Origin of the sequence: Pseudomonas sp. GD03944, from assembly GCF_029839275.1 — a bacterium.
In the GTDB taxonomy this organism is placed as follows: Bacteria; Pseudomonadota; Gammaproteobacteria; order Pseudomonadales; family Pseudomonadaceae; genus Aquipseudomonas.
In genome coordinates this window covers 296,054-320,426 of the sequence record NZ_JAOCAH010000001.1, presented here as the reverse complement: position 1 = coordinate 320,426, position 24,373 = coordinate 296,054, and the positions used below count along the sequence as shown (strand labels likewise).

Annotated in this window: 17 protein-coding genes; 10 read left to right on the top strand and 7 right to left on the bottom strand. The window is 65.1% G+C overall.

The features are described from left to right. Positions 1-37: 37 nt before the first annotated feature. Together N5C28_RS01510 and N5C28_RS01505 are read right to left on the bottom strand one after the other, a co-directional pair. A complete protein-coding gene (locus tag N5C28_RS01510) occupies positions 38-1,918 on the bottom strand; it encodes a methyl-accepting chemotaxis protein (protein ID WP_279819306.1) in 1,881 nt (626 codons plus the stop codon). Positions 1,919-2,063: 145 nt separating this feature from the next. Further along, positions 2,064-3,281 carry an OprD family porin gene (locus N5C28_RS01505; RefSeq protein ID WP_279819304.1) on the bottom strand — a complete coding sequence of 406 codons (1,218 nt, stop codon included), beginning with the start codon at positions 3,279-3,281 and terminating at the stop codon, positions 2,064-2,066. 325 nt (positions 3,282-3,606) lie between these two features. Here N5C28_RS01505 and N5C28_RS01500 point away from each other — a divergent pair, with 325 nt between their 5' ends. The 5 genes from N5C28_RS01500 (at position 3,607) to N5C28_RS01480 (ending at position 13,104) form a co-directional block, all read left to right on the top strand. Further along, positions 3,607-4,557, top strand: coding sequence for a LysR family transcriptional regulator (locus N5C28_RS01500; protein WP_279819302.1), 951 nt, complete (start codon positions 3,607-3,609; stop codon positions 4,555-4,557). 319 nt (positions 4,558-4,876) lie between these two features. Beyond that, complete coding sequence (locus tag N5C28_RS01495) at positions 4,877-5,863, top strand: TRAP transporter substrate-binding protein (protein ID WP_279819298.1); 987 nt, start codon at positions 4,877-4,879, stop codon at positions 5,861-5,863. Between the two features lie 119 nt (positions 5,864-5,982). After that, positions 5,983-6,486, top strand: a complete 504-nt coding sequence (locus tag N5C28_RS01490; RefSeq protein WP_279819296.1) for a TRAP transporter small permease — start codon at positions 5,983-5,985, stop codon at positions 6,484-6,486. Positions 6,487-6,538: 52 nt separating this feature from the next. Continuing rightward, positions 6,539-7,843: a TRAP transporter large permease subunit gene (locus N5C28_RS01485; RefSeq protein ID WP_279819293.1), complete on the top strand. Its 1,305-nt coding sequence runs from the start codon at positions 6,539-6,541 to the stop codon at positions 7,841-7,843. A 404-nt stretch (positions 7,844-8,247) separates the two neighbouring features. Then, on the top strand, positions 8,248-13,104 hold the full coding sequence (locus N5C28_RS01480; protein WP_279819292.1) for an NAD-glutamate dehydrogenase: 4,857 nt from the start codon (positions 8,248-8,250) through the stop codon (positions 13,102-13,104). Positions 13,105-13,590: 486 nt separating this feature from the next. Here N5C28_RS01480 and N5C28_RS01475 read toward each other — a convergent pair whose 3' ends face one another. The 3 genes from N5C28_RS01475 to N5C28_RS01465 form a co-directional block, all read right to left on the bottom strand. Further along, positions 13,591-14,589: an alpha/beta hydrolase gene (locus N5C28_RS01475; RefSeq protein ID WP_279819290.1), complete on the bottom strand. Its 999-nt coding sequence runs from the start codon at positions 14,587-14,589 to the stop codon at positions 13,591-13,593. Between the two features lie 116 nt (positions 14,590-14,705). Further along, positions 14,706-14,990, bottom strand: a complete 285-nt coding sequence (locus N5C28_RS01470) for a hypothetical protein (protein ID WP_279819287.1) — start codon at positions 14,988-14,990, stop codon at positions 14,706-14,708. Beyond that, entirely contained in the window at positions 14,987-15,208 is a 222-nt protein-coding gene (locus tag N5C28_RS01465) for a DNA-binding protein (RefSeq protein ID WP_279819285.1), read from the bottom strand. Before N5C28_RS01465 ends, N5C28_RS01470 begins: the two co-directional genes overlap by 4 nt. Before the next feature lie 122 nt (positions 15,209-15,330). Here N5C28_RS01465 and N5C28_RS01460 point away from each other — a divergent pair, with 122 nt between their 5' ends. After that, complete coding sequence (locus tag N5C28_RS01460) at positions 15,331-15,720, top strand: helix-turn-helix transcriptional regulator (protein ID WP_279819283.1); 390 nt, start codon at positions 15,331-15,333, stop codon at positions 15,718-15,720. A 361-nt stretch (positions 15,721-16,081) separates the two neighbouring features. On the opposite strand, the gene N5C28_RS01455 is transcribed toward N5C28_RS01460, so the two are convergent. Continuing rightward, a complete protein-coding gene (locus tag N5C28_RS01455) occupies positions 16,082-16,972 on the bottom strand; it encodes a DUF6685 family protein (protein WP_279819282.1) in 891 nt (296 codons plus the stop codon). 150 nt (positions 16,973-17,122) lie between these two features. On the opposite strand from N5C28_RS01455, the gene N5C28_RS01450 reads away from it, so the two are divergent. Together N5C28_RS01450 and N5C28_RS01445 are read left to right on the top strand one after the other, a co-directional pair. Continuing rightward, positions 17,123-17,344, top strand: a complete 222-nt coding sequence (locus tag N5C28_RS01450; RefSeq protein ID WP_279819280.1) for a DUF2835 domain-containing protein — start codon at positions 17,123-17,125, stop codon at positions 17,342-17,344. 85 nt (positions 17,345-17,429) lie between these two features. Further along, positions 17,430-18,458, top strand: a complete 1,029-nt coding sequence (locus tag N5C28_RS01445) for a quinone-dependent dihydroorotate dehydrogenase (RefSeq protein WP_279819278.1) — start codon at positions 17,430-17,432, stop codon at positions 18,456-18,458. 107 nt (positions 18,459-18,565) lie between these two features. Here N5C28_RS01445 and rmf read toward each other — a convergent pair whose 3' ends face one another. Beyond that, entirely contained in the window at positions 18,566-18,781 is a 216-nt protein-coding gene (gene rmf / locus N5C28_RS01440; RefSeq protein WP_003244273.1) for a ribosome modulation factor, read from the bottom strand. A 434-nt stretch (positions 18,782-19,215) separates the two neighbouring features. On the opposite strand from rmf, the gene rlmKL reads away from it, so the two are divergent. Next, complete coding sequence (rlmKL, locus tag N5C28_RS01435; RefSeq protein ID WP_279819276.1) at positions 19,216-21,462, top strand: bifunctional 23S rRNA (guanine(2069)-N(7))-methyltransferase RlmK/23S rRNA (guanine(2445)-N(2))-methyltransferase RlmL; 2,247 nt, start codon at positions 19,216-19,218, stop codon at positions 21,460-21,462. Positions 21,463-21,554: 92 nt separating this feature from the next. Next, complete coding sequence (locus tag N5C28_RS01430; protein WP_279819273.1) at positions 21,555-24,353, top strand: diguanylate cyclase; 2,799 nt, start codon at positions 21,555-21,557, stop codon at positions 24,351-24,353. The last annotated feature ends 20 nt before the right edge of the window (positions 24,354-24,373 follow it).

Here is a 24,373-nt window from a genome sequence, read left to right as displayed (position 1 = left end):
TGGGATGTATCGACAGCACGGGCTGCGGGCGGTCGGCTCAGAGCTGGAACTGACGGGCGCTGAGGCTCAGGGCTTCGACCTGGGCCGACAGGCTGCGGGTGTGCTGGTCGAGGGTCATGCGCAGGGTCTTGGTTTCCCCGGTGTGTACGTTGATTTCCTCGATCTTCACCGCGATGTCTTCGGTGGTGGTGGAGACCTCTTCGATGGCGACCACCACCTGGTTCATCTCGCCGGTGAGCTGTTCCATGGAACAGGTGATCTGGGCGATGGACGCCGCCACCTGACTGGCATGGTCCTCGCTCTCGGCCGCCAGGGACATGCCGTCGTTCATCAGGGCATGCATGCTCTGGGTCTGTTCCCGGAACTCGCCGACGATGGTGGCGATGTTGGTGGTCGCCGAAACGGTCTTCTGCGCCAGGGAACGCACCTCGTCGGCCACCACCGAGAAGCCGCGCCCGGCGTCACCGGCGCGGGCCGCTTCGATCGCGGCGTTGAGCGCCAGCAGGTTGGTCTGGTCGGCCAGGCTGTTGATCACGTCGATGATGCCGCTGACCTTGCTGCTGGACTGGCCGAGCAGTTCGACCTGGGCATGGGTCTGCTGGATCAGCTGCGACAGGCGACGCATGCTGCCGACGCTGGCGTCGATCACCGTGCTGCCCTGGCGTGCCGAGTCGTAGGCGGTGTGGGTGGCGCTGCCGACATCGGAGGTGCGCTGGGCCATCTCGTTGATGGTCGCGGAAATCTGCTGGGAGGCCGAGGCGGCCTGTTCGGTCTGGATTTCCACCTGACTGCTGTTGTCGCCCAGGTGACGCATCGAGTCGTTGAGGTAGTTGTGCAGCTGGCTCAGCTCGCGGTTGGCTTCCACCACCTGGCGGACGATGCGGCTGATGCCCTGGATCATGCGGTTGCAGGCATCGCCCAACTGGTTGAACTCGTCCTTGGGGTTGCTGCCCACGGCGAGGGTGCCGGTGAGGTTGCCCGAGGCCGCCTGGGACATCAGCGCGGTGACGGCTTGCAGGCGCGTCACCAGGGTCCGCGACGCCTGGCTCAGGGTCAGGGTCAGGAACAGTGCCACGGCGGCGAAGCTCAGGCCCATGATCCAGTGGCTGGAGCTGCGGGCCTGTTGGGCTTCGCGTTCGGTGCGCGCCAGGATGCCGCTGTCGAGCATGCTGGTCTGGGTGTCGATCTGTTGTTCGATCTGCTGGGCCAGTTCGCCAAGGCGCTGGTTGCCGCTGCGGATCTGCCGGATCAGCCCGTGGGCCTCGGTGAAGGCCTGGCTGAAGAGGGTAGCGTTGGTGCCGATCTGGGTTTCTTGCCACTCCAGGTCGACGATCTTGGCCAGCAGGCCATCGATGGCAGCCTGGGCCTGTTCGGCGTAGGCCAGGTCATAGCTGGCCAGGTAGTCGCGCTGGTTGCTGAGGGCGGCGGCGATGTCCGGCTGGATCAGGCTGATGGTGATCGCTTCCAGGTCCTTGGCGGTGGTGGCCAGTGCCTGACGCTTGCCCTCGAAGGGGCTGAGGCCGAGCTGCTGGTTGAGGGCCAGCCAGGCGCGCTGCTGGGCGACTTCCTCGCGCAGCGAGGCTTCGAGGCCCTGGGCGCTCTGGCTGACGGCGCTGTCGCCGAGGGTGTCGGCGGTGGTCACCAGGGCCTGGGCTTGCTGTTCGAGCAGGCCGAGGCGTTCCTGATAGCGCGCCTGGTTCTGCGGATTGAGCTGCTGGCGCAGGGCGGCGATCTTCAGCCACTCGTTCATCAGCGAGGTGGTGGCGCTGGCGTAGCCGCGGGCATCTTCACGGGCTTGCAGGGAGGCACTCAATTGCATGCTGGCCCACAACGAGGCCGCGGCCATCAGCCCCAGGCTGAGCAGGGTGATCGCGATCAGCAGACGAAACTTCTGTTGCCAGGATAGGAAGAACTGCACGGTAACTCCTTCGCGCCATTGTCATTGTTATATGCCCAAGAGTCGGCAGGTTGTCGTACAACTTGAGCACCATTTTGACGCAGGGTCAACGGTGAGGGGGTAAGCGCCCACGGCCAGCCGCTCGGGCCGACCGTGGGCGGGCCTGTTACCAGAGCGCCAGGCTGTAGCTGAGGATCAGACGGTTTTCGTCGAGGTCGTTGCCGAAGTTGGAGCGAACCGTGGCGTTGCGCCATTTCACGCCGAGGTTCTTCAGTGCGCCTTCCTGGAACACGTAGCCGATGTCGGTGTTGCGCTCCCACTCCTTGCCACCGTTGCTGGCGCCGACCTGCACGTTGTCGCCCGAGATGTAGCGGGTCATGAACGTCAGGCCGGGAATGCCCATGGCGGCGAAGTTGTAGTCGTAGCGCACCTGCCAGGAGCGTTCGTCGATGTTGGCGAAGTCGTTGATCTGCACGAAGTTGACCAGGAACGGGTCGCTGCTGGCGATGTACGGGAACGGGTCGTCGCCGCTCATGCGCTGGTAGCCCGCGCCCACGGCGTGGCCGCCCAGGCTGTAGGTGAACATCGCGCCGAAGGCCCGGTTGTCGATGTCGCGGAAGTTGCCGTCCTCGCGGCTGCTGGCGTAGCGCAGGTCGGTCTTGAACGACTGGCCCTCGCCCAGCTGCAACAGGTGGCTCAGGGTGCCGTAGTACTGCTGGTAGATGTCTTCGAGCTTGCCGTAGTGCAGGCCGGCGGTGAGGGCCGGGGTGATCTTGTAGTCGGCGCCGCCGAACACGAAGTCGTCGCTGGTGCCGCCGATGCGGTTGGCGCTCATCTTGGTGTAGTCGGTGGAGCTGTTGGCCTTGATGCGGTTGATCTGGCCACCCTGGACGATCAGGTTGTCGATCTCCTGGACGTTGAGCAGTGCCCCCTGGAAGGTCTGCGGCAGCAGGCGCGAGTCGTTGGCCGAGACGATCGGGCTGCGGAAGTGCAGGGCGCCGACCTTGAGCGTGCTGTTGGAGACCTTGACCTTGCCGGTCAGGCCGAGCTTGGAATACTCATCCTGCGAGCCGCCGGAGCCGTCCGCCGGCAACAGGCCGCTGCCGGCGGTGCCGTCGCCGGAGTCGAGCTTGACCCCGAGCATGCCGAGGGCGTCGACACCGAAGCCGACGGTGCCTTCGGTGTAGCCGGACTCCAGGCGCAGCAGGAAACCCTGGGCCCATTCCTCGGCCTTGTCCCGTGCACCTTCCTGGCGGAAGTCGCGGTTGAAGTAGAAATTGCGCAGTTCGACGCTGGCCTTGCTGTCGTCGATGAAGTCGGCGTGAGCCAGACCGGGGAGGCCACTGGCGAGCAGTAGCGCCGCCATGCGATGGGTTGGGGTCATGCGATTGTCTCCTGGTGATGAGCGCACAGCGGCCTGGGCCAGCTGCTTGGCAGAGCGCGATCTGTAGTTGTTGTTATCAGGGCAGGCGTATCGCCGGGCCCCGCAAGACCGAGGACCTCACGGGGGCGTCGATACCGCCGGCGCATTCTTGGAAGCGCGTTGCGCGAGCGTCCAACGAGAAAAAACGGGGGTGGCCGATAAGAAAAACCGATGCGCCGGTGTGCCATGCGCGAGCGGTTCGCTGGCATGCAACGTGCTTTATCGAGCGGTTGGTGCGTGCTCATGTGAGCCGTGGAACGTCAATGCACAGAGGGTCGAGTCGGCCATGAACCTGAGATTTCTCGAGACCTTTGTCTGGGTGGCACGGCTGAAGAGTTTTCGCCTCACGGCGGAAAAACTGTTCAGCACCCAGGCTTCCATTTCCAGCCGGATTGCCGCGCTGGAAGACGAATTGGGCACGCGCCTGTTCCTGCGTGATTCGAAGGGCGTATCGCTGACCCCCGAGGGGCAGAAGGTGCTCGAATATGCCGAGCGCATGATCGATACCATGCAGGCGTTGAAGCAGTCGATCAGCGACACCGGGAACATCCAGGGGCGTATCCGTGTGGGGGCGATGGATACCGTCATTCACACCTGGTTGAGTCCCTTCGTAACAAAGCTGATGGAGCGCTATCCGGCGGTGGAGATCGAGCTGACCGCCGACACCGCGCGCAACCTCAGCGAACAATTGCAGAAGGGTTACCTGGACATCATCTTCCAGACCGACATGGTGCACGGCGACAGCGTGCGCAACCTGGAACTGGCCAGTTTCCCGGTGCAGTGGATCGTGCCGACCGGGTCGTTGTACGACCGGGACTACGGTTCGATGGATGAGCTGGCGAAGGAACGCATCATTACCTTCTCCAGGAATTCCCGGCCGCACCAGGACATCCTCAACCTGCTGCACGCGGGCAACGTCAGCGCCCCGCGTATCAGTTGCGTGAACTCGGTGGCGGCCATGACGCGCCTGATCCGCGATGGCTTCGGCATCGGCGCGCTGCCGGCGGCGCTGGTCAGCGAAGAGATCAAGCGCGACGTGCTGACCATCCTCCAGGGCGTGCCGCAACCGTCGCCGCTCAACGTGGTGGCCACCTGGCGCACCGGGGTCGGCCTGGAGCTCAGCGAGGACATCATCGCCCTGGCCTGCGAGGTGCTGGTCGAGTACGGCGAGCGGATGGGCGAACGCATGATGTCGCTGGCCACCCCGGTCAGCGAACAGAAGACGGCCACCGCCTGAGCGGCCGCTATGGGCCTGGCCGGGTGCTGATGTGCCCGGCCTCCGCGTCCCGTATCCCCCTTATTTCATGCCGCTCGAGTCCGGGGAAGGCCGGGCTTGAGCCGTTGCGTCGTTCGCATCTTGGATGGGTCGAAAGCGCACCAATGTGGTGCGCGATGGACCGGGTCGTCTCGTTTCGTCTCATAACGAATTCCGATCATGTGCCCCCGGTTTTTCTAGTTGGACAGCCTGTGGCGATCCACTGAGACTCGAATCGTCTTCCCCAACACTGGCGCTCACCCCCGTGGCCAGTACACAGAATAATGATCAGGAGAACACCATGAAGAAAGCCCCGTTCCGTTTTGCCCTCTCGGCCATGGCATGCGTGCTTGCCTTTGGCGCGATGTCCGCCCAGGCCGCCGAGCGCTGGAACATGAGCGTCGAGCAGCCCGATGGCAACTCGCTGACCAAGGTCGCCAAGTCGTTCGCCGAAGACGTGTCCACCGCCACCGGGGGCGAGCTGGTGATTCGCGTGCACAGCAACTCCTCGCTGTTCAAGCGCCCCGAGGTCAAGCGGGCGGTGCAGACCGGCCAGGTGCAGGTCGGTGAAGTGCTGATGTCCGTGCTGGGCAACGAAGACGCCATCTTCGAGATCGACAGCGTGCCGTTCCTGGCCCGCAACTACACCGATGCCCAGAAGCTCTGGGAAGTCAGCAAGCCGGCGGTGGAAGCGCGCCTGGCCAAGCAGGGCGTCAAGCTGCTGTACGCCATGCCCTGGTCGCCGCAGAGCATCTTCACCAAGACCCCGATCACCACCATGGCCGACTTCAAGGGCATGAAGTTCCGCGCCTACAACCCGGCCACCTCGCGGATGACCGAACTGATGGGCGCCATCCCCACGGTGATCAACACCGGTGAAGTGCCCCAGGCATTCAGCACCGGCATGATCACCGGCATGCTGACCTCGCCGACCACCGGCGTGGACACCCAGGCCTGGGACTTCTCCACGTACTACTACGACGTGAAGGCGTTCATTCCGAAGAACTTCGTGATCGTCAACGCCCGTGCCTTCGCCCGCCTGCCGGAAGCCTCCCAGCAGGCCGTGCTGGCTGCCGCCGAGCGTGCCGAGAAGCAGGGCTGGGCTGCCGCCCAGGCCGAGACCAGCCAACTGGTCGCCACCCTGGCCGAGAAGGGCATGCAGGTCAGTGAAGACGCGCCGGCGGAGGTCGAGGTCGGTTTCGCGAAGATTGGCGAGACCATGGCCGCCGAATGGCTGGAGCGCACCGGCGCCGAAGGCAAGGCGATCATCGAGGCCTACCGTCAGTAAGGGCGGGCATGGGGCGCGCCCGGCGTACCCCGCATCACCGTCGATGAGCGTTTCACTCCCCGAGTGGCAAGGTGCAGCACCTTGTCCCTCGCTCCCTCTGCGTGCGAGGCGTTTGCGCCATGAGTTGGCTCCGTAAGTTGTACACCCTGTCCGGCCTGCTGGCCGGCGTGTTCCTGATCCTGATCTGCGTGCTGATCGTCGCGCAGATCCTGGCCCGGCAGTTCGGCACGATGATCCCGTCGACCGATGAATTCGCGGCCTATTGCATGGCGGCCTCCGGTTTCCTGGCCTTGCCCTACGCCCTGATGCGCGGCGCGCACATTCGCGTCGAACTGCTGTTTCGCGTGTTGCCACGCCGCAGCCTGTTCGCCGTCGAGGTGCTGAGCAATGTCGTCGGGCTGGTGATCGCCGCCTACCTGGCGTGGTACTGCGCGCTGTTCGTGCTCGAGTCCTACGAATTCAAGGAAGTGTCCTCCGGCCTGCTGCCCATCCCGATGTGGATTCCCCAGCTGCCGATGGTGCTGGGCACCGCGATCCTGGTGATCGCCATGACCGAGCGCCTGGTGCTGGTGTGCAAGGGCCGCCGGTTCGAAGACGACACCCCGGGCGTGATGAGCGAATGAGCCATCCCAATAGCCACGGTGGCCGAGGCCACCCGATCACAGTGAGTTGACCGTGGAATACACAATCATCGGAATCACCCTGCTGGTGGCGCTGTTCGCGCTGCTGGGCGGCGGTGTCTGGGTAGCCCTGTCGCTGCTCGGTGTCGGCATCATCGGCATGGAGCTGTTCGGGGGGGCGCCTGCCGGCTCCATTCTCGCGTCCGGCAGTTGGACCGCCAGTGCCAGCTGGACCCTGACGGCGTTGCCGCTGTTCATCTGGATGGGGGAAATCCTCTATCGCACCAAACTGTCGGAAGACATGTTCAAGGGGCTGTCGCCCTGGGTGCGCGGCCTGCCGGGCCGCCTGCTGCACGTCAACGTGCTGGGCTGCGGCATCTTCGCCGCGGTCAGCGGGTCGTCCGCCGCCACGGCGGCCACCATCGGCCGTATTTCGCTGCCGGAGCTGAAATCCCGTGGCTACCCGGAAGGCATTTCCATGGGCTCGCTGGCGGGTGCCGGCACCCTGGGCCTGTTGATCCCGCCCTCCATCATGATGATCGTCTACGCCGTGGGGGCCCAGGTCTCGGTATCGCGTCTGTTCATCGGCGGCATCCTGCCTGGCCTGTTGCTGCTGGCGATCTTCTCTGGGTACCTGATGATCTGGTCCAGGCTCAATGCCGCCCAGTTGCCCGAGGAAGAACCCGCGCTGCCACTGCGGGAAAAGCTGCGCCGTGCCCATCTGCTGATCCCGGTGGTGCTGTTGATCATCGCCGTGATCGGGTCTATCTACAGCGGCATCGCCACGGCCACCGAGGCGGCCGCGCTGGGTGTGGTCGGGGCACTGCTGATCGCCCTGTACTCGCGTTCGCTGACGGTGGACACCTTCATGTCGAGCCTGCTGGGGGCCGTTTGCACCTCGTGCATGATCTTCTTCATCCTGCTGGGAGCGGCCTACCTGACCGCGGCCATGAGCTTCACCGGGCTGCCGGCGGCACTGGCCGACTGGATCATCGCCAAGCAGATGTCGCCCTACGTGCTGCTCGCGGCGCTGATGATCTTCTTCATCATCCTCGGCAGCTGCCTGGACGGCATCTCGATCATCCTGCTGGCTACCGCGGTGATCCTGCCGGCGGTGCAGGCGGCGGGGATCGACCTGCTGTGGTTCGGCATCTTCATCATCCTCACCGTGGAGATGGCGCAGATCACGCCGCCGGTGGGCTTCAACCTGTTCGTCATCCAGAACCTCACCGGCAAGGACATGTGGACGGTGGCCAAGGCCAGCTTCCCGTTCTTCCTGCTGCTGGTGTTCATGGCCGGCCTGATCACGGTATTCCCCGAGATCGTGCTGGCCCTGCCTGACGCCATGACCGCCAGTTGACCCCTTCACCGGTCACCAAGGCCCCTCCCAGCACGCTGCGAGGGGCCTTTTCCTACAGGGGGCGAGCAGGGGTGAACGAAAATGTCGCGCGACGGCAAGCGTAGGTTCATGCACTGCCGTTAAGCTCGTTCGGCACCTGTGACCATCGAGTCATGCTCAGCCTTTCATGTTGGAGGACCGCTGCCCAGCAACAGGTTGTCGAAAACCGCCTGCGCTGGCATTACAGCGTCAAAAATGCCCCCCGAGTGCCCATCCGCTGCGCGCAATGCCCGTTTCACCCGGCCATTTTTGCCTTGTCTTGCCTGTCTCGCCTTCGTTTTCCAACGACCTGTGAACCCCGGTCTAAGGTTGATCTAGGACATGCAACACGATCCGCACTAACAAGCCCAAAAACGGAGACAACCATGGCGTTCTTCACCGCGGCTAGCAAAGCCGACTTCCAGCACCAACTGCAAGCGGCCCTGGCGCAGCACGTCAGTGAACAGGCGTTGCCACAAGTCGCGCTGTTCGCCGACCAATTCTTCGGCATCATCGCCCTGGAAGAACTCACCCAACGCCGGCTGTCCGACCTGGTCGGCTGCACGCTGTCGTCCTGGCGCCTGCTGGAGCGCTTCGACCCCAGCCAGCCGGTGGTCCGCGCGTTCAACCCCGATTACGAGAAGCACGGCTGGCAGTCCACCCACACCGCGGTGGAAATCCTGCACCGCGACATCCCGTTCCTGGTCGACTCGGTGCGCATGGAACTGAACCGCCGCGGCTACAGCATCCACACCCTGCAGAACAGCGTGTTCAGCGTGCGCCGCAACAAGAAGGGCGAGTTGCAGGAAGTGCTGCCCAAGGGCACCCAGGGCAAGGACGTGCAGCAGGAAGCGCTGATGTTCCTGGAGATCGACCGCTGCGCCAGCGCGGCCGAGCTCAAGAGCCTGGAGAAATCCCTGCACGACGTGTTCGAGGACGTGCGCCTGAGCGTCGCCGACTTCGAACCGATGAAGGCCAAGGCCCAGGAACTGCTGGCCTGGCTGGGCAAGGCCAAGCTCAAGGTCGAAGGCGCCGAGCTGGAAGAAATCAAGGTGTTCATGGGCTGGTTGTCCAACAACCACTTCACCTTCCTCGGTTATGAAGAATTCACCGTCGCCGATGCACCGGACGGTGGCACCATCGTTTATGACGAATCCTCGCTGCTGGGCCTGTCCAAGCGCCTGCGCACCGGCCTGACCCGCGACGAGCTGCATATCGAGCCGGAGGCGGTCAGCTACCTGCGCGAGCCGCTGCTGCTGTCGTTCGCCAAGGCGGCCATCCCGAGCCGCGTGCACCGTCCGGCCTACCCGGACTTCGTGTCCGTGCGCGAACTGGACAGCAAGGGGCGGGTGGTCAAGGAGTGCCGGTTCATGGGCCTCTACACCTCGGCGGTCTATGCCCAGAGCGTGTGGGACATTCCCTACATCCGCCGCAAGGTGGCGGCGGTGGAGCAGCGTTCGGGCTTCGACGCCCGCGCTCACCTGGGCAAGGAACTGGCCCAGGTCATGGAAGTGCTGCCGCGCGATGACCTGTTCCAGACCCCGGTGGACGAGCTGTTCAGCACCGCCATGTCGATCGTGCAGATCCAGGAGCGCAACAAGATCCGCGTGTTCCTGCGCCGCGATCCCTATGGCCGCTTCTGCTACTGCCTGGCCTACGTGCCGCGCGACGTGTACTCCACCGAAACCCGCCTGAAGATCCAGCAGGTGCTGATGGAGCGCCTGCAGGCCACCGATTGCGAGTTCTGGACCTTCTTCTCCGAGTCGGTGCTGGCGCGGGTGCAGTTCATCCTGCGGGTCGACCCGAAGAACAAGGTACAGATCGACACCGCGCGCCTGGAGAAGGAAGTCATCCAGGCCTGCCGTTCGTGGAAGGACGACTACGTCAACCTGATGGTGGAAAGCTTCGGCGAGGCCAAGGGCACCAGTGTCCTGGCCGATTTCCCGGGTGGCTTCCCGGCCGGTTACCGCGAGCGTTTCGCGCCGCACTCGGCAGTGGTGGACATGCAGCACCTGCTGAGCCTGAGCAACGAGCGGCCGCTGGTGATGAGCTTCTACCAGCCGCTGTCCCAGGACGGCCAGCAATTGCACTGCAAGCTGTACCACGCCGACACGCCGCTGCCGCTGTCGGACGTGCTGCCGATCCTGGAAAACCTCGGCCTGCGCGTGCTGGGCGAGTTCCCGTACCGCCTGCACCAGCTTAATGGCCGCGAGTTCTGGATCCATGATTTCGCCTTCACCTACGCCGAAGGCCTGGATGTCGACATCCAGCAGCTCAACGACACCCTGCAGGATGCCTTCGTGCACATCGTCGGCGGCGACGCCGAGAACGATGCCTTCAACCGCCTGGTGCTGACCGCAGCCATGCCGTGGCGCGACGTGGCGCTGCTGCGTGCCTACGCGCGCTACCTCAAGCAGATCCGCCTGGGCTTCGACTTGAGCTACATCGCGGCCACCCTGGTCAACCACGCGGACATCGCCAAGGAGCTGGTGCGCCTGTTCAAGACGCGCTTCTACCTGGCCCGCAAGCTCACCGCCGAGGACCTGGAAGACAAGCAGCAGAAGCTCGAACAGGCCATCCTCGCCGAGCTGGACAACGTCGCGGTGCTCAACGAAGACCGCATCCTGCGGCGCTACCTGGACCTGATCAAGGCGACCCTGCGCACCAACTTCTACCAGACCGGCGAGGGCGGCCAGGCCAAGTCCTACTTCAGCTTCAAGCTCAGCCCGCGGTTGATCCCGGAAATCCCGCGGCCGGTGCCGAAGTTCGAAATCTTCGTCTACAGCCCCCGCGTCGAAGGCGTGCACCTGCGTTTCGGCGACGTGGCGCGGGGCGGTCTGCGCTGGTCCGACCGCGAGGAAGACTTCCGCACCGAGGTGCTGGGCCTGGTCAAGGCGCAGCAGGTGAAGAACGCGGTGATCGTACCGATGGGCGCCAAGGGCGGTTTCGTGCCACGGCGCATGCCGGTGGGCGGTTCGCGCGACGAGGTGCTGGCCGAGGGCATCGCCTGCTACCGCATCTTCATCAGCGGTCTGCTGGACATCACCGACAACCTCAAGGACGGCGACGTGGTGCCGCCGGCCAACGTGGTGCGCCACGACCCGGATGATCCCTACCTGGTGGTGGCGGCCGACAAGGGCACCGCGACCTTCTCCGACATCGCCAACGGCATTGCCGGCGAATACGGCTTCTGGCTGGGTGACGCCTTCGCCTCCGGCGGCTCCGCCGGCTACGACCACAAGGGCATGGGCATCACCGCCAAGGGCGGCTGGGTCTCGGTGCAGCGGCACTTCCGCGAGCGCGGTATCGACGTGCAGAAGGACAACGTCACGGTAATCGGCATCGGCGACATGGCCGGCGACGTGTTCGGCAACGGCCTGCTGCTGTCGGACACCCTGCAACTGGTGGCCGCGTTCAACCACATGCACATCTTCATCGACCCGAACCCGGATGCGGCCAAGAGCTTCGTCGAGCGCAAGCGTATGTTCGACCTGCCGCGTTCGAGCTGGGCCGACTACGACACCTCGCTGATTTCCGCGGGCGGCGGCATCTTCCTGCGCAGCGCCAAGAGCATCGCCATCAGCCCGGAAATGAAAGAGCGCTTCGACATCAGTGCCGACAAGCTGGCCCCGACCGAGCTGCTCAACGCGCTGCTCAAGGCGCCGGTGGACCTGCTGTGGAACGGCGGTATCGGCACCTACGTGAAGTCGAGCCGGGAAAGCCATGCCGACGTCGGCGACAAGGCCAACGACGCCCTGCGGGTCGACGGCCACGAGCTGCGTGCCAGCGTGGTGGGCGAGGGCGGCAACCTCGGCATGACCCAGCTGGGCCGCGTCGAGTACGGCCTCAACGGCGGCAAGAGCAACACCGACTTCATCGACAACGCCGGTGGGGTGGACTGCTCCGACCACGAGGTGAACATCAAGATCCTGCTCAACGAGATCGTTGCCGCTGGCGACATGACCGGCAAGCAGCGCAACAAGCTGCTGGCGGACATGACCGACGCGGTCGGCGGCCTGGTGCTGGGCAACAACTACAAGCAAACCCAGGCGCTGTCCCTGGCCGAGCGTCGTGCCCGTGAACGCATGGGCGAGTACAAGCGCCTGATGGCCGCGCTGGAAGCTGCGGGCAAGCTGGACCGCGCCCTGGAATTCCTGCCGTCCGACGAGGAACTCAACGAGCGCGCCGCCAAGGGCTTCGGCCTCACCCGGCCGGAGCTGTCGGTGCTGATTTCCTACAGCAAGATCGACCTCAAGGAGTCGCTGCTCAAGTCCCTGGTGCCGGACGACGAGTACCTGGCCCGCGAGATGGAAACCGCCTTCCCGCCGCTGCTGGCGAAGAAGTTCGGCGAGGCGATGCGTCGCCACCGCCTGAAGCGCGAGATCGTCAGCACCCAGATCGCCAACGACCTGGTCAACCACATGGGCATCACCTTCGTGCAGCGCCTGAAGGAGTCCACCGGCATGAGCGCGGCCAACGTGGCCGGTGCCTATGTCATCGTGCGCGACGTGTTCCGCCTGCCGTACTGGTGGCAACAGATCGAGGCGCTGGACCATAAGGTGCCGGCCGACCTGCAGCTGCAACTGATGGACGAGCTGATGCGCCTGGGTCGCCGGGCCACCCGCTGGTTCCTGCGCAGCCGCCGCAACGAGCTGGACGCGGCCCGTGATGTGGGACACTTCGCGCCCCGTGTCGAAGCCCTGGCCCTGCGCCTGGACGAACTGCTCGAAGGCCCGGCCCGCGAGCAGTGGCTGGCGCGCTTCCAGGGGTATGTCGAGGCGGGCGTGCCGGATGTGCTGGCGCGGGTGGTGGCCGGCACCGGTCACCTCTACACCTTGCTGCCGATCATCGAAGCCTCGGACGTCACCGGCCAGGCGCCGGAGCGGGTCGCGGCGGCCTACTTCGCGGTGGGCGGGGCGCTGGAGCTGTCCTGGTACCTGCAGCAGATCACCAACCTGCCGGTGGACGGCAACTGGCAGGCCCTGGCCCGCGAAGCCTTCCGCGACGACCTGGACTGGCAGCAGCGCGCCATGACCGTGTCGGTGCTGCAGATGGTCGACGGACCGGAGGAAATCGACGCACGGGTAGCGGTCTGGCTGGAACAGCACCGTCGCCTGTTCGAGCGCTGGAAGAGCATGCTGGCCGACCTGCGGGCCGCCACCGGCACCGACTACGCCATGTACGCCGTGGCCAACCGCGAGCTGATGGACCTGGCCCAGAGCGGCCAGACCACCCAGCACTGAGTGGTTGCAGCCCCGTAGGGCTTCTGAGGGGGTAACCGCTCAGAGGTGCCTGTTGTAAACAAAAACGCCCGATGCCTTGCATCGGGCGTTTTTGTTTGTGTGTTTGGGGCCCGGACAAGAGCTCGCGGCTAAAGCCCCTCCTACGGGGATCGCGTTTGGCTGTGTGCTGATCGTTCCCACGCTCTGCGTGGGCATGCATCCCGTGACGCTCCGCGTCACCCACGGAAATGGGTCTGTCCGCAGCGCTGCATTGCACCGACGGCCATGGCGGACGCTGAGCGCCGGTGCGACTCATGCGCATCCCCTGTAGGAGCGGGCTTGCCCGCGAGCTTCTGATCTGCGCCACAACCGGTCATCTGGATGACGACAGAGAAAAGCTCGCGGCTGAAGCCGCTCCTACAGGTGGCTGTCTGTCAGGCAGATAGCCCGGGCACAAAAAAGCCGCTCAACCGGATCACGGTGAGCGGCTTTTGTCGTTCAGAAGCCTCAGGACTTCTTGGCAAGGCCGTCCAGCAGCGCCTTGTGAAAGCGATCCGGTTCCTGGATCTGCGGCGAGTGGCCCAGGTCAGGGAAGGTCACCAGGGTGGCGTTCGGGATGCGCTCGGCGGTGGCCGGGCCCAGGGCCTTGTAGTTGCCCAGTTTGCCGCGCAGCTCTTCAGGGGCGGCGTTCTTGCCCGGGGCGGTGTTGTCCTGCTCGCCGATCAGCAGCAGCACCGGCATCTTCAGTTTGTCGAACTCGTAGACCACCGGCTGGGTGTAGATCATGTCGTAGGTCAGGGCGGAGTTCCACGCCACGGCCTCACGGCCTTCGCCGCGCATCATGCCGGCCTGCATCTCGACCCAGCGGTCGAACTCGGCGCGCCACTGGCCGGCGTAGTAGGTGGTCTTCTGGTAGTTGCGAGCGCCTTCGGCGGTGCTCTTCAGCTCGCTCTGGTACCACTGGTCGACGCTGATGAACGGCACGCCGAGGGCTTTCCAGTCTTCCAGGCCGATCGGGTTGACCATGGCCAGCTGTTCGGTGGTGTTCGGGTAGGAGAGGGCGAAGCGGGTGGCCAGCATGCCGCCCATGGAGTGGCCCATGACCGTGACTTTGTCGATGTCGAGGCTTTCCAGCAGCGCCTGGGTGTTGGCGGCCAACTGGTGGAAGCTGAACTGGTAGTGAGCCGGTTTGCTCGATTTGCAGAAGCCGACCTGGTCCGGTACCACGACCCGGTAACCGGCCTTGCTCAGGGCCTCGATGCTGCCTTCCCAGGTGGCGCCGCAGAAGTTCTTGCCGTGCATCAGCACCACGGTACGGCCGTTGGGTTTTTCGGCCTCAACGTCCATGTAGGCCATCTGGACCTTCACGCCCTGCGATTCGAAGGCGAAACGCTTGACCGGATGGGGGTAGTCGAAACCCTCGAGCTCCGGTCCATAGACCGGCGCTTCGTTGGCCAGGGCAGGCAGGCTGCAGGCCAGCAGCAGGGGGGTGAGCAAACGGCGCATCATGAGGCTCCACGGTGGGTGAACAATGCGCCGTACACTGCCATTGGCCTGTCGCTAACAACAGGTGAAATATTTTACAAAAGCTGTCTGGAATGCCGGTTTCGACGATTTTCCGGTCAAGTTCCAGTCGCCATGTCCTGCTGCCGGCGTGGCACCTTGAAGTTGTGCAGGTTCTCCGGCAGCCAGCGGTAGTAGAAATAGAACTCGAACAGCGCCGGGTGGCGGCAGGTGCAGAGCGTGCGCGACGAGGCGATGTGGCGGTCGGTGTGGAAGGTCACGTAGCCGATCTGGGCGAAGTGCTCGAAGACCGTCCGTTCTTCGTCGGTGAGGTACACCCGCTTGGCCCGTGACAGGTCAGCGGCGTGAACGCAGATTTGAGATGGGTAAACGTTGTGGTTCATCCTTGAGTCCCCTTATTGGTGCTCATAGCGATCAGGAGCGCCTGCATATCGATCAAACGGTAACGGCCGAACCAGCAGGTCGGCAGGGCGCCCTCTGTTATCCAGTGTTCCACTAAGCATTGGTGTCCTTTTAGCCCAGCAAGTTCACTGAAGCGTTCCACAGTCAGGTAGCGGGGGCAGCCAGCGAAACGCTCGGCGAGCAGTTCTTCCACTTTCATTCGGCTTCCTGCACCATGACTGCGTCCTGGGCGAGTCATCTCGTCCATGGCGTATTTGTAGTTACTAATAATTAGTATGTCAATGCTGTGCTGATATTCCGACGACACGGATGTAACCAACCATGACAAAGAAGCGTTTTCTCTTCTCCGCCGGCGAGCGGCTGCGCGGCCTGCGCGAACTCATGGGACTCAGCCGGCCGGCGTTCTCGGAGATCGTCGGGATCAAGCCCAAGCGTCTGGAGAACATCGAGAACGGCCTGCAGAAAATGCACGACGAGGACTTCGAGAAAGTCTGCAGCGTGTATGAAGAGTTCAGCCGCTGGATCGCCTACGAAGGCCCGGTGGATCGCCAGGCCCTGGAGTTCAAGGTGGCCGACTCGGCGCAGATGGCCGCGGTGTACCTGGTCAAGCACAACCCCGAATTGCTGGAGCACAGCGGTCTGTCGATCGACGAATGGCAGCGCCGCCACCAGGCGACCCTGGATGAGTTGAGCGACAAGGAAGCCGACTGAGGTTGTCTAAGAAAAGCCCCGCATGGACGTAATGCTGTTCACATAAAAAATGCCGCTTCCTTTTCTCCAGGAAGCGGCATTTTTCTGGGCCTGCATCCGGGGATTTCGTCCGCAGAGCCAGGAGGCTGGGGTGTAGGAGCGTCGTCCTCGGCGCGAAACGATTTCAGCCACTCAACGCAATTCATGTTGTGCCCACTATTCGCCGCGGGGCGCGGCTCCTACAGGCGCCTGGTCTTTTTGCTCATCCATCGCACAGGCCCCTGGTTGGCTCGCCACTTACGCGACCCGATCCATTTACCGGCTTTACCTTTCAGGTGAACGACATTACTGCCCCGTGCGGGGCCTTTGCGTTTCTGAGGGGTCAGTTGTGGGGCTGCCCGGACAGTGCGTGGATGTGCGCGACCACGTCCGGAGCGCCTGCCAGGCGCAGGCCTTCGCCGAGGGCGGTGGCGTCAGCGGAGTGCTTGGGCAGCAGGAGGAATTCGGGGGCACCGGGACTGCGCAGCAGTGACAGGCGCGCGTAGGGCAGGTGGTTGTCGAGCAGCAGCCCCATGAACGCCGGGTCGCTCCAGGCGGCGGCCGGCATGGCCAGCACGTGGTACTGGTTCTGCAAGGCATTCATGCCGCGCTGGCTGAGGCTGTAGGTGGCGAGGTTGGCCGGCAGGCTGATTTCCAGGCCGCGGCGCCGGGCATAGGCGATGGCGCAGGCGAAGGCCGGGCTGTTGTGGTCGTCGGCCCAGAACACCCGCTTGTTGTGCCAACTGGCCTGGCACAGGTTGATGCGCTCGCCGGCCAGGAAGCGTGGCAGTGCCAGGCTGATGGTCTTGACGAAGTCCTTGTAGCTGATGATGCGGATCTGCCGGCAGGCGTCGCTGGCGGCGTAGCTTTCGAAATCGCTGAAGAGCACCGGTGCCGGGGTGGTGCCGCTGATGCCGTCGATCATCCGCAGGTCGAAGGCGTTGAGTTCCTGTTCCATCAGGCTCACCACACGGACCAGCACGGCGTGCGCTTCAGCCTTGTCTTCCTGCACGGGGCCGGAGAGGGCGCCGCGGGGCAGGTCGACCAATTGATGCAGGGGCGGGCCTTCCTGCCAGAAGATACTGTCACGGGTGGCGGGCAGGGGGCTGAACGGCAGCTGCAGGCGACTGGCCCGTTCCAGGATCTGGCGTTGCGCACGACCGATCAGCCCCAGCCGCTGAGCCAGCGCGGCAAGACGTGTGCTGAGGGTCGATGGCTGCTCGGACAGGCTCATGGCCGGGTACTAACTCCAGGGTCACCCGTACCAGTGTGGCAGAGGTGGGCTGGTGCTGCACAGGCTTTGCAGGCCAGGTAACGGTGTTTGTTGCCGGCTTGTGGCGCCGGCTGTGGCAAACTTGCCCCATTCATTGCTTAAGGTGCCTCCATGCCCAGTCTGGTACTGGATATCGCGATTTCAGCCGATCGGCTGCTCGCAGTCTACCAAGGGCAGGCCAACCGTATCCTGTTGCGCAGTCGCGATGGGCGTCGGGTGAACCTGCCGGCCCACCATTTGCGCCCGTTCCTGGCCCACGAAGGCGTCTACGGCGCCTTTGTCTTGGAGTTCAGCACCAGCGGCGAACTGCTCAGCCTGCAGCGTTTGCCCTGAAGGGCGCAGGCATCGCCCGCTGGGCGGCCAGGTCTGTATAATCGCCGCTTTCGTCCCCACCGTCCTGATCGAGCTAAGCCTGCCCATGTATACACTGGCCCGCGAGCTGTTGTTCAAGCTGTCCCCGGAAACCTCCCACGAGCTGTCCATCGACCTGATCGGCGCGGGTGGCCGGCTGGGCCTGAACGGCCTGGTGACCAAGGCCCCGGCCGCGCTGCCGGTGAACGTGATGGGCCTGACCTTCGCCAACCCGGTGGGGCTGGCGGCGGGGCTGGACAAGAACGGTGACGCCATCGACGGGTTCGCCCAGCTGGGCTTCGGTTTCGTCGAGATCGGCACCGTCACCGCGCGCCCGCAGCCGGGCAACCCCAAGCCGCGCCTGTTCCGCCTGCCGGAGGCCGAGGCGATCATCAACCGCATGGGCTTCAACAACCATGGCGTCGATCACCTGGTGGCGCGTGTGCAGGCCGCCCGTTACAAGGGCGTGCTGGGGATCAACATCGGCAAGAACTTCGACACCCCGGTCGAGCGCGCCGTGGACGACTACCTGCTGTGCCTGGACAAGGTCTACACCCACGCCAGCTACGTGACGGTCAACGTCAGCTCGCCGAACACCCCGGGCCTGCGCAGCCTGCAGTTCGGCGACTCGCTCAAGCAACTGCTCGAAGCGCTGCGCCAGCGCCAGGAAGACCTGGCCCAGCAGCACGGCAAGCGGGTGCCGCTGGCGATCAAGATCGCCCCGGACATGACTGACGAAGAGATCATCGAGGTGGCCCGCGCGCTGGTGGAAACCGGCATGGACGCGGTGATCGCCACCAACACCACCCTGAGCCGCGAAGGCGTCGAGGGGCTGTCCCACGCCGACGAGGCCGGCGGTCTGTCCGGTGCACCGGTGCGCGACAAGAGCACTCACACGGTTCGGGTATTGGCCGGGGAGCTGGCGGGGCGTCTGCCGATCATCGCGGCGGGCGGGATTACCGAAGGCCAGCATGCCGCGCAGAAGATCGAGGCGGGTGCGAGCCTGGTGCAGGTCTATTCGGGTTTCATCTACAAGGGGCCGGCGCTGATTCGCGAAGCGGTGGATGCGATTGCCGGGTTGCCTCGCAAGGCCTGAGTGGCCTTGCGCAGGCCGGAAATAAATAGGGCTCCCTGAGGGAGCCCCTGGGCTTGCGCCCGCCGCCCGAATTGGGGCGTGCTTGTGAAGTCGGTAGGTTCCTTGTGTCAGCCGACAGCGTGAAGTTCGTTGAGGCGATGAATTCCGGCGGTGCCGGTCAGGCCGTCCCAGTTGTCACCACGGCCCTCGCGCCAGCCGTTCAACCAGGCTTGGCGAACAGACGGAAGGGTGAAGGGACAAAGCTCGCGGGATTTACCATTGATGCCGTACTGATAGCCGCGCAAAAAAGCTCTTTCTAACGGATCACGCTTAAGTCTTCTCATAGGGTGTTGCCCTCACTTGTTGACTGTTATGTCCCGTGGACCTCAAGGCGAGGTCAGGCAGAGTTCGCTCTGCCTACGGAGTCCGCTGCCGGCGTCGCGGGCCTCCTTGGCCCCCGTCGTTGCGATGGGGGCATGGGTAGATTTCTATCGAATGCCCGTAAGGCTGTGAATGATCGTTTTGTCATAAGGACGTAACGCTTTTGCGGGTGAGGCCATAAGCCAAACCGCCTCCGGGGCCACCGCGTTATCCCCGGGCTACGGCGCACGGGCGTTTGCGGTGAATGTAGTGGCTCCGTGCCGTCGCGAATCGATTGCGATTGCGAGCCGTATTTATTCCGACGAAGGGTCGCGCTGTGACTTTTTGTCACTTATTTTGAGCCGTGCCGGGTCTAATGCGGCCGCTCATCACTGTTTCAGGTATTGGATACCCCCACATGTCGGATCGTTACGAACTCTTCCTCACCTGCCCCAAAGGCCTTGAAGGTCTTCTGCTCGAAGAAGCCGGCCAGTTGGGCCTCGAGGAGGCGCGCGAGCACACGTCCGCCATCCGCGGCACCGCTGAACTGGAAACCGCCTACCGGCTGTGCCTGTGGTCGCGCCTGGCCAACCGCGTGCTGCTGGTGCTCAAGCGCTTCCCGGTGAAGGACGCCGAGAGCCTCTACCAGGGCGTGCTGGACGTCGACTGGTTCGATCACCTGGAGCCCAGTGGCAGCCTGGCGGTGGAGTTCAGTGGCAACGGGTCGGGCATCGACAACACCCATTTCGGCGCCCTGAAGGTCAAGGACGCCATCGTCGACAAGCTGCGCCAGGCCGACGGCACGCGGCCGTCGATCGACAAGGTCAACCCGGACATCCGGGTGCACCTGCGCCTGGACCGCGGCGAGGCGATCCTGTCCCTCGACCTGTCCGGCCACAGCCTGCACCAGCGTGGCTATCGCCTGCAGCAGGGCGCCGCGCCGCTCAAGGAAAACCTGGCCGCTGCCGTGCTGATCCGTGCCGGCTGGCCGCGGATTGCCGCCGAAGGCGGCGCCCTGGCCGACCCGATGTGCGGTGTGGGGACCTTCCTCGTCGAAGCGGCGATGATCGCCGCCGATATCGCGCCTAACCTGAGCCGCGAGCAGTGGGGCTTCAGCCAGTGGATGGGGCACGTCCCGGCGCTATGGAAGAAGTTGCATGCCGAGGCCGAAGCGCGCGCGGCTGCAGGGCTCGCCAAGCCGCCGCTGTGGATTCGCGGCTACGAAGCCGACCCGCGTCTGATCCAGCCGGCACGCAACAACATCGAACGGGCCGGGCTGAGCGACTGGATCAAGGTCTACCAGGGCGAAGTGGCGACCTTCGAGCCGCGCCCGGACCAGAACCAGAAAGGCCTGGTCATCTGCAACCCACCCTATGGCGAGCGCCTGGGCGACGAGGCGAGCCTGCTGTACCTCTACCAGAACCTCGGCGAGCGTCTGCGCCAGGCCTGCATGGGCTGGGAGGCCGGGGTGTTCACCGGCGCCCCGGACCTGGGCAAGCGCATGGGCATCCGCAGCCACAAGCAGTACGCGTTCTGGAACGGCGCGCTGCCGTGCAAGCTGCTGCTGATCAAGGTGCAGCCCGAGCAGTTCGTCACCGGCGAGCGCCGCACCCCCGAGCAGCGTGAACGTGAGCGCGAGCAGAATGCCTTGCAGGCCGAAGCGCCGGCACTGAACAGGAATGGCAACCCGATCAAGCCGGCACCCGCACCCGTCGAGCAGGTGCGCCTGAGCGAAGGCGGGCAGATGTTCGCCAACCGCCTGCAGAAGAACCTCAAGCAACTGGGCAAGTGGGCGCGCCGCGACGGCGTCGAGTGCTATCGCCTGTACGATGCCGACATGCCCGAGTACGCCCTGGCTGTCGACCTGTACCAGGACTGGGTGCACGTGCAGGAATACGCCGCGCCGAAATCCATCGATCCGGAGAAGGCCCAGGCGCGCCTGTTCGACGCCCTGGCGGCGATTCCCCAGGCGCTGAACGTGGACAAGAGCAAGGTGATCATCAAGCGCCGTGAGCGCCAGGCCGGCACCAAGCAGTACCAGCGCCAGAACACCCAGGGCCAGTTCATGGAAGTGAGCGAGGGCGGCGCCAAGCTGCTGGTCAACCTCACCGATTACCTGGATACCGGGCTGTTCCTCGATCACCGCCCGCTGCGCCTGCGCATCCAGAAGGAAGCCGCCGGTAAGCGTTTCCTCAACCTGTTCTGCTACACCGCCACGGCCACCGTGCACGCGGCCAAGGGCGGGGCGCGCAGCACCACCAGCGTCGACCTGTCGAAGACCTACCTGGACTGGGCGCGGCGCAACCTGTCGCTCAACGGCTTCTCCGACAAGAACCGCCTGGAGCAGGGCGACGTGATGGCCTGGCTGGCCGAGGACCGGGGCGAGTACGACCTGATCTTCATCGACCCGCCGACCTTCTCCAACTCCAAGCGCATGGAGGGCGTGTTCGACGTGCAGCGCGACCACGTGCAATTGCTCGACCTGGCCATGGCGCGCCTGGCGCCGGGGGGCGTGCTGTATTTCTCCAACAACTTCCGCAAGTTCCTGCTCGACGAGGGCCTGAGCACGCGCTACGCGGTGGAAGACATCAGCGCCACGACCCTCGACCCGGACTTCGCCCGCAACCCGAAGATCCACCGCGCCTGGCGCTTTTGCGCACGCTGACCGGGCGCTGCGCTAGGCAGGGTGCTTCAGGCAGGCTATAACTCTGGTGTCATGTGCAAGTGCCAGGGTTGGCATATTGTCGAGCTGTCACTATGCCTTCCGTCTCTAACCGGCGCTTCCCGGCGCCGGGATTCCTCAGTGAGTTGCCCACGCCCTGGCTGCTGGCCCTGGGTAGCGCCGTGGTGGGCTTGCTGCTCACGGCCCTGGTGGCGTCGGTCACCCAGCGCCTGAACGAGCAGGCCCTGCAGGAGCGTTTCGAGGCCGCCGCCGAGATCCGCGCCTCGTCCATCCAGACCAGTTTCGACGGCCATGCGCGCGACTTGGACGGCGTGCGGCGCTTCTTCGTCAGTTCCGATGAGGTCACGCGCCTCGATTTCCAGCGCTATGGCGAGGCGCTGCTGCAACAGGCCCTGGCGGTTTCCTGGGTACCCCGGGTGCCGGCGGCGCAGCGTGATGCCTTCGAACAGCGGGTCCAGGGCGAGAACCTGGGCGATTTCGCCATTCGCGAGCGCGGTGAAAACGGCGCGCTGGTCGAGGCGGTGCAGCGTGCCGAGTATTTCCCCGTGCTCTACAACGTGAGCCGGAGTGGCCGCGCGTTTGCCCTGGGCTTCGACCTGGCGTCCCACGCCGGGCGTGTCCAGGCGCTGCAGCGGGCCCGGGCGAACGGCTTCATGGCGGCCACCGACATCCTGCAACTGATCGGCCCGGACGATGGCAACCGCCGGGGCGTGCTGCTGGTGGCGCCGGTGTATGCGAGTGCGCAGGTGCCGGAAGAGCCGGCGCTGCGCAGCAGCACCTTGCGCGGCTTCGTGATGACAGTGGTCAGCGTGCGCCAGATGCTCGAAGGCGGGCAGCACAGCGATGGCCTGGAGCTGGAGGTGCTCGACGAGTCCGCCACGGACGATTCGCCGGTGTTCTACCGGACGGTCGAGATGCAGCCCCACGCGCCGCTCGCGGTGACCCGCACCCTGCACCTGGCCGATCGCAGCTACCGCCTGACCGTCCACCCCAGCGACGCCTTCGTCGCGGCCAATCGGATGTCGGGCGTGGCGGTGATCGTCACCGCCGGCGTCCTGCTCAGCCTGATGCTCTCGGCGCTGCTGTTCAGCCTGGCCGGCCAGCGCCAGCGGGCCCAGGCCCTGGTCGATACGCGCACCGCCGAACTGCGGGCGCGGGAGCAGCAACTGGCCGCCGCCGAGCAGCGCTGGAGCTTCGCCCTGGACAGCTCCGGCGATGGCGTCTGGGACTGGGACATGCAGACCGACACGGTGTATTTCTCCTCGACCTGGAAACGCATGCTCGGCTATGCCGACGCGGAGGTCGGCGATGGCATCGGCGAATGGGAGGAGCGCATCCACCCCATGGACCGGAGCGGCAGCCTGGAGGCCTTGCAGCAGCACGTGCTCGGCGTGACCGAGTTCTACCGCTGCGAGCACCGCATGCGTCGCCAGGACGGTTCATGGTGCTGGGTGCTGGCCCGGGGCAAGGTGGTGGAGCGCCTGGCGGACGGGCAGCCGTCGCGGGTCATCGGCACCTATTCCGACATCACCTGGCGCAAGGCCGCGGAGCTGGAGCTGGCCCGCGCCCATGGCCAGCTGCACGGCCTGCTGGATGCCGCGACCCAGGTGTCGATCATCGCCACGGACGTGGACGGGCTGATTCTCACCTTCAACGTCGGGGCCGAACGCATGCTCGGTTACACGGCGCAGGAAATGATCGGCCGGCGCACCCCCGAATGCCTGCACCGGCGCGATGAGGTCGAGGCGCGGCAGATCGAGCTGACCCGGCGCTACGGCCGGCCGGTGATCGGCTTCGAGGCCCTGGTGGCCGCCGCGGCGGAGGAACATCGCCACGAGGAGCGCGAGTGGACCTACGTGCGCCGCGACGGCAGCGAGCTGACCGTCAACCTGATCTGCACCGGGGTGCGCGACGAGCAGGGCCAGTTGATCGGCTTCCTCGGCATCGCCAGTGATATCACCGAGCGCACCCGCATCCTGGAGGTGCTGGCGGCCCGGGATCGGCTGCTGGAGAAACTCTCCGCCCAGGTGCCCGGCGCGATCTACCAGTACCAGGTGAGTGCGGACGGCCATGCGTCGTTCCCCTATGTCAGTGCCGGCATCCGCGACATCTACGAGCTGGACCCGACGCTGCTGCGGGTCGACGGTGCCCCGGTGCTCGAACGTATCCACCCAGAGGACGTGGAGCGGGTCGTCCTGTCGATCCGCCAGTCCGCCGAGCGTGTCAGCGTCTGGCGCGATGAGTATCGGGTGCTGCTGCCGCAACGCGGGTTGCGCTGGGTGCGCGGGGAGGCGGTGCCGGAGCGGCAGGCCGATGGCGCGGTGCTGTGGCACGGCTACCTGACGGACGTCACCGGCCCCAAGCTGGTCGAGCAGGAGCTGCGCGAACTGTCGGTCACCGACGTGCTGACGGGCATCTACAACCGGCGTTTCTTCCAGGATCGCCTGGAGGTCGAACTGGCCCGGGTGCGGCGTACGGACGGAAGCCTGGCGGTGATCATGCTCGACATCGATCACTTCAAGTCGATCAACGACCGCTTCGGCCACGAGGCGGGCGACCGGGTGCTGAAGAATGTCTGCCAGCGTATCGGCCAGCGCCTGCGCCGTGCCGACCTGTTCTGCCGGCTGGGAGGCGAGGAGTTCATCGTGCTCTGCCCGGACACCAGCACCGAGCAGGCCGAGGCATTGGCCGAGGTGCTGCGCCAGGCGTTGCGCGAAGAGCCGGTCGAGGGCGTGGGGCGGGTCACGGCAAGTTTCGGCGTGGCCGCCTGGCGTGCCGGTGAAAGCAGCGACGACCTGTTGCGCCGCGCCGATGCGGGGGTCTATCGGGCCAAACAGGCCGGGCGCGATCAGGTGCGCGGCGAACCGGCCTGACCGGCCCGCGCACGGCGCGG

Bases quoted from the DNA above. Each gene is read 5' to 3' on its own strand.
- N5C28_RS01505 (WP_279819304.1), bottom strand. From the start codon at position 3,281: ATGACCCCAACCCATCGCATGGCGGCGCTACTGCTCGCCAGTGGCCTC.
- N5C28_RS01500 (WP_279819302.1), top strand. From the start codon at position 3,607: ATGAACCTGAGATTTCTCGAGACCTTTGTCTGGGTGGCACGGCTGAAG.
- N5C28_RS01495 (WP_279819298.1), top strand. From the start codon at position 4,877: ATGAAGAAAGCCCCGTTCCGTTTTGCCCTCTCGGCCATGGCATGCGTG.
- N5C28_RS01490 (WP_279819296.1), top strand. From the start codon at position 5,983: ATGAGTTGGCTCCGTAAGTTGTACACCCTGTCCGGCCTGCTGGCCGGC.
- N5C28_RS01480 (WP_279819292.1), top strand. From the start codon at position 8,248: ATGGCGTTCTTCACCGCGGCTAGCAAAGCCGACTTCCAGCACCAACTG.
- N5C28_RS01475 (WP_279819290.1), bottom strand. From the start codon at position 14,589: ATGCGCCGTTTGCTCACCCCCCTGCTGCTGGCCTGCAGCCTGCCTGCC.
- N5C28_RS01470 (WP_279819287.1), bottom strand. From the start codon at position 14,990: ATGAACCACAACGTTTACCCATCTCAAATCTGCGTTCACGCCGCTGAC.
- N5C28_RS01465 (WP_279819285.1), bottom strand. From the start codon at position 15,208: ATGAAAGTGGAAGAACTGCTCGCCGAGCGTTTCGCTGGCTGCCCCCGC.
- N5C28_RS01460 (WP_279819283.1), top strand. From the start codon at position 15,331: ATGACAAAGAAGCGTTTTCTCTTCTCCGCCGGCGAGCGGCTGCGCGGC.
- N5C28_RS01455 (WP_279819282.1), bottom strand. From the start codon at position 16,972: ATGAGCCTGTCCGAGCAGCCATCGACCCTCAGCACACGTCTTGCCGCG.
- N5C28_RS01450 (WP_279819280.1), top strand. From the start codon at position 17,123: ATGCCCAGTCTGGTACTGGATATCGCGATTTCAGCCGATCGGCTGCTC.
- N5C28_RS01445 (WP_279819278.1), top strand. From the start codon at position 17,430: ATGTATACACTGGCCCGCGAGCTGTTGTTCAAGCTGTCCCCGGAAACC.
- rmf (WP_003244273.1), bottom strand. From the start codon at position 18,781: ATGAGAAGACTTAAGCGTGATCCGTTAGAAAGAGCTTTTTTGCGCGGC.
- rlmKL (WP_279819276.1), top strand. From the start codon at position 19,216: ATGTCGGATCGTTACGAACTCTTCCTCACCTGCCCCAAAGGCCTTGAA.
- N5C28_RS01430 (WP_279819273.1), top strand. From the start codon at position 21,555: ATGCCTTCCGTCTCTAACCGGCGCTTCCCGGCGCCGGGATTCCTCAGT.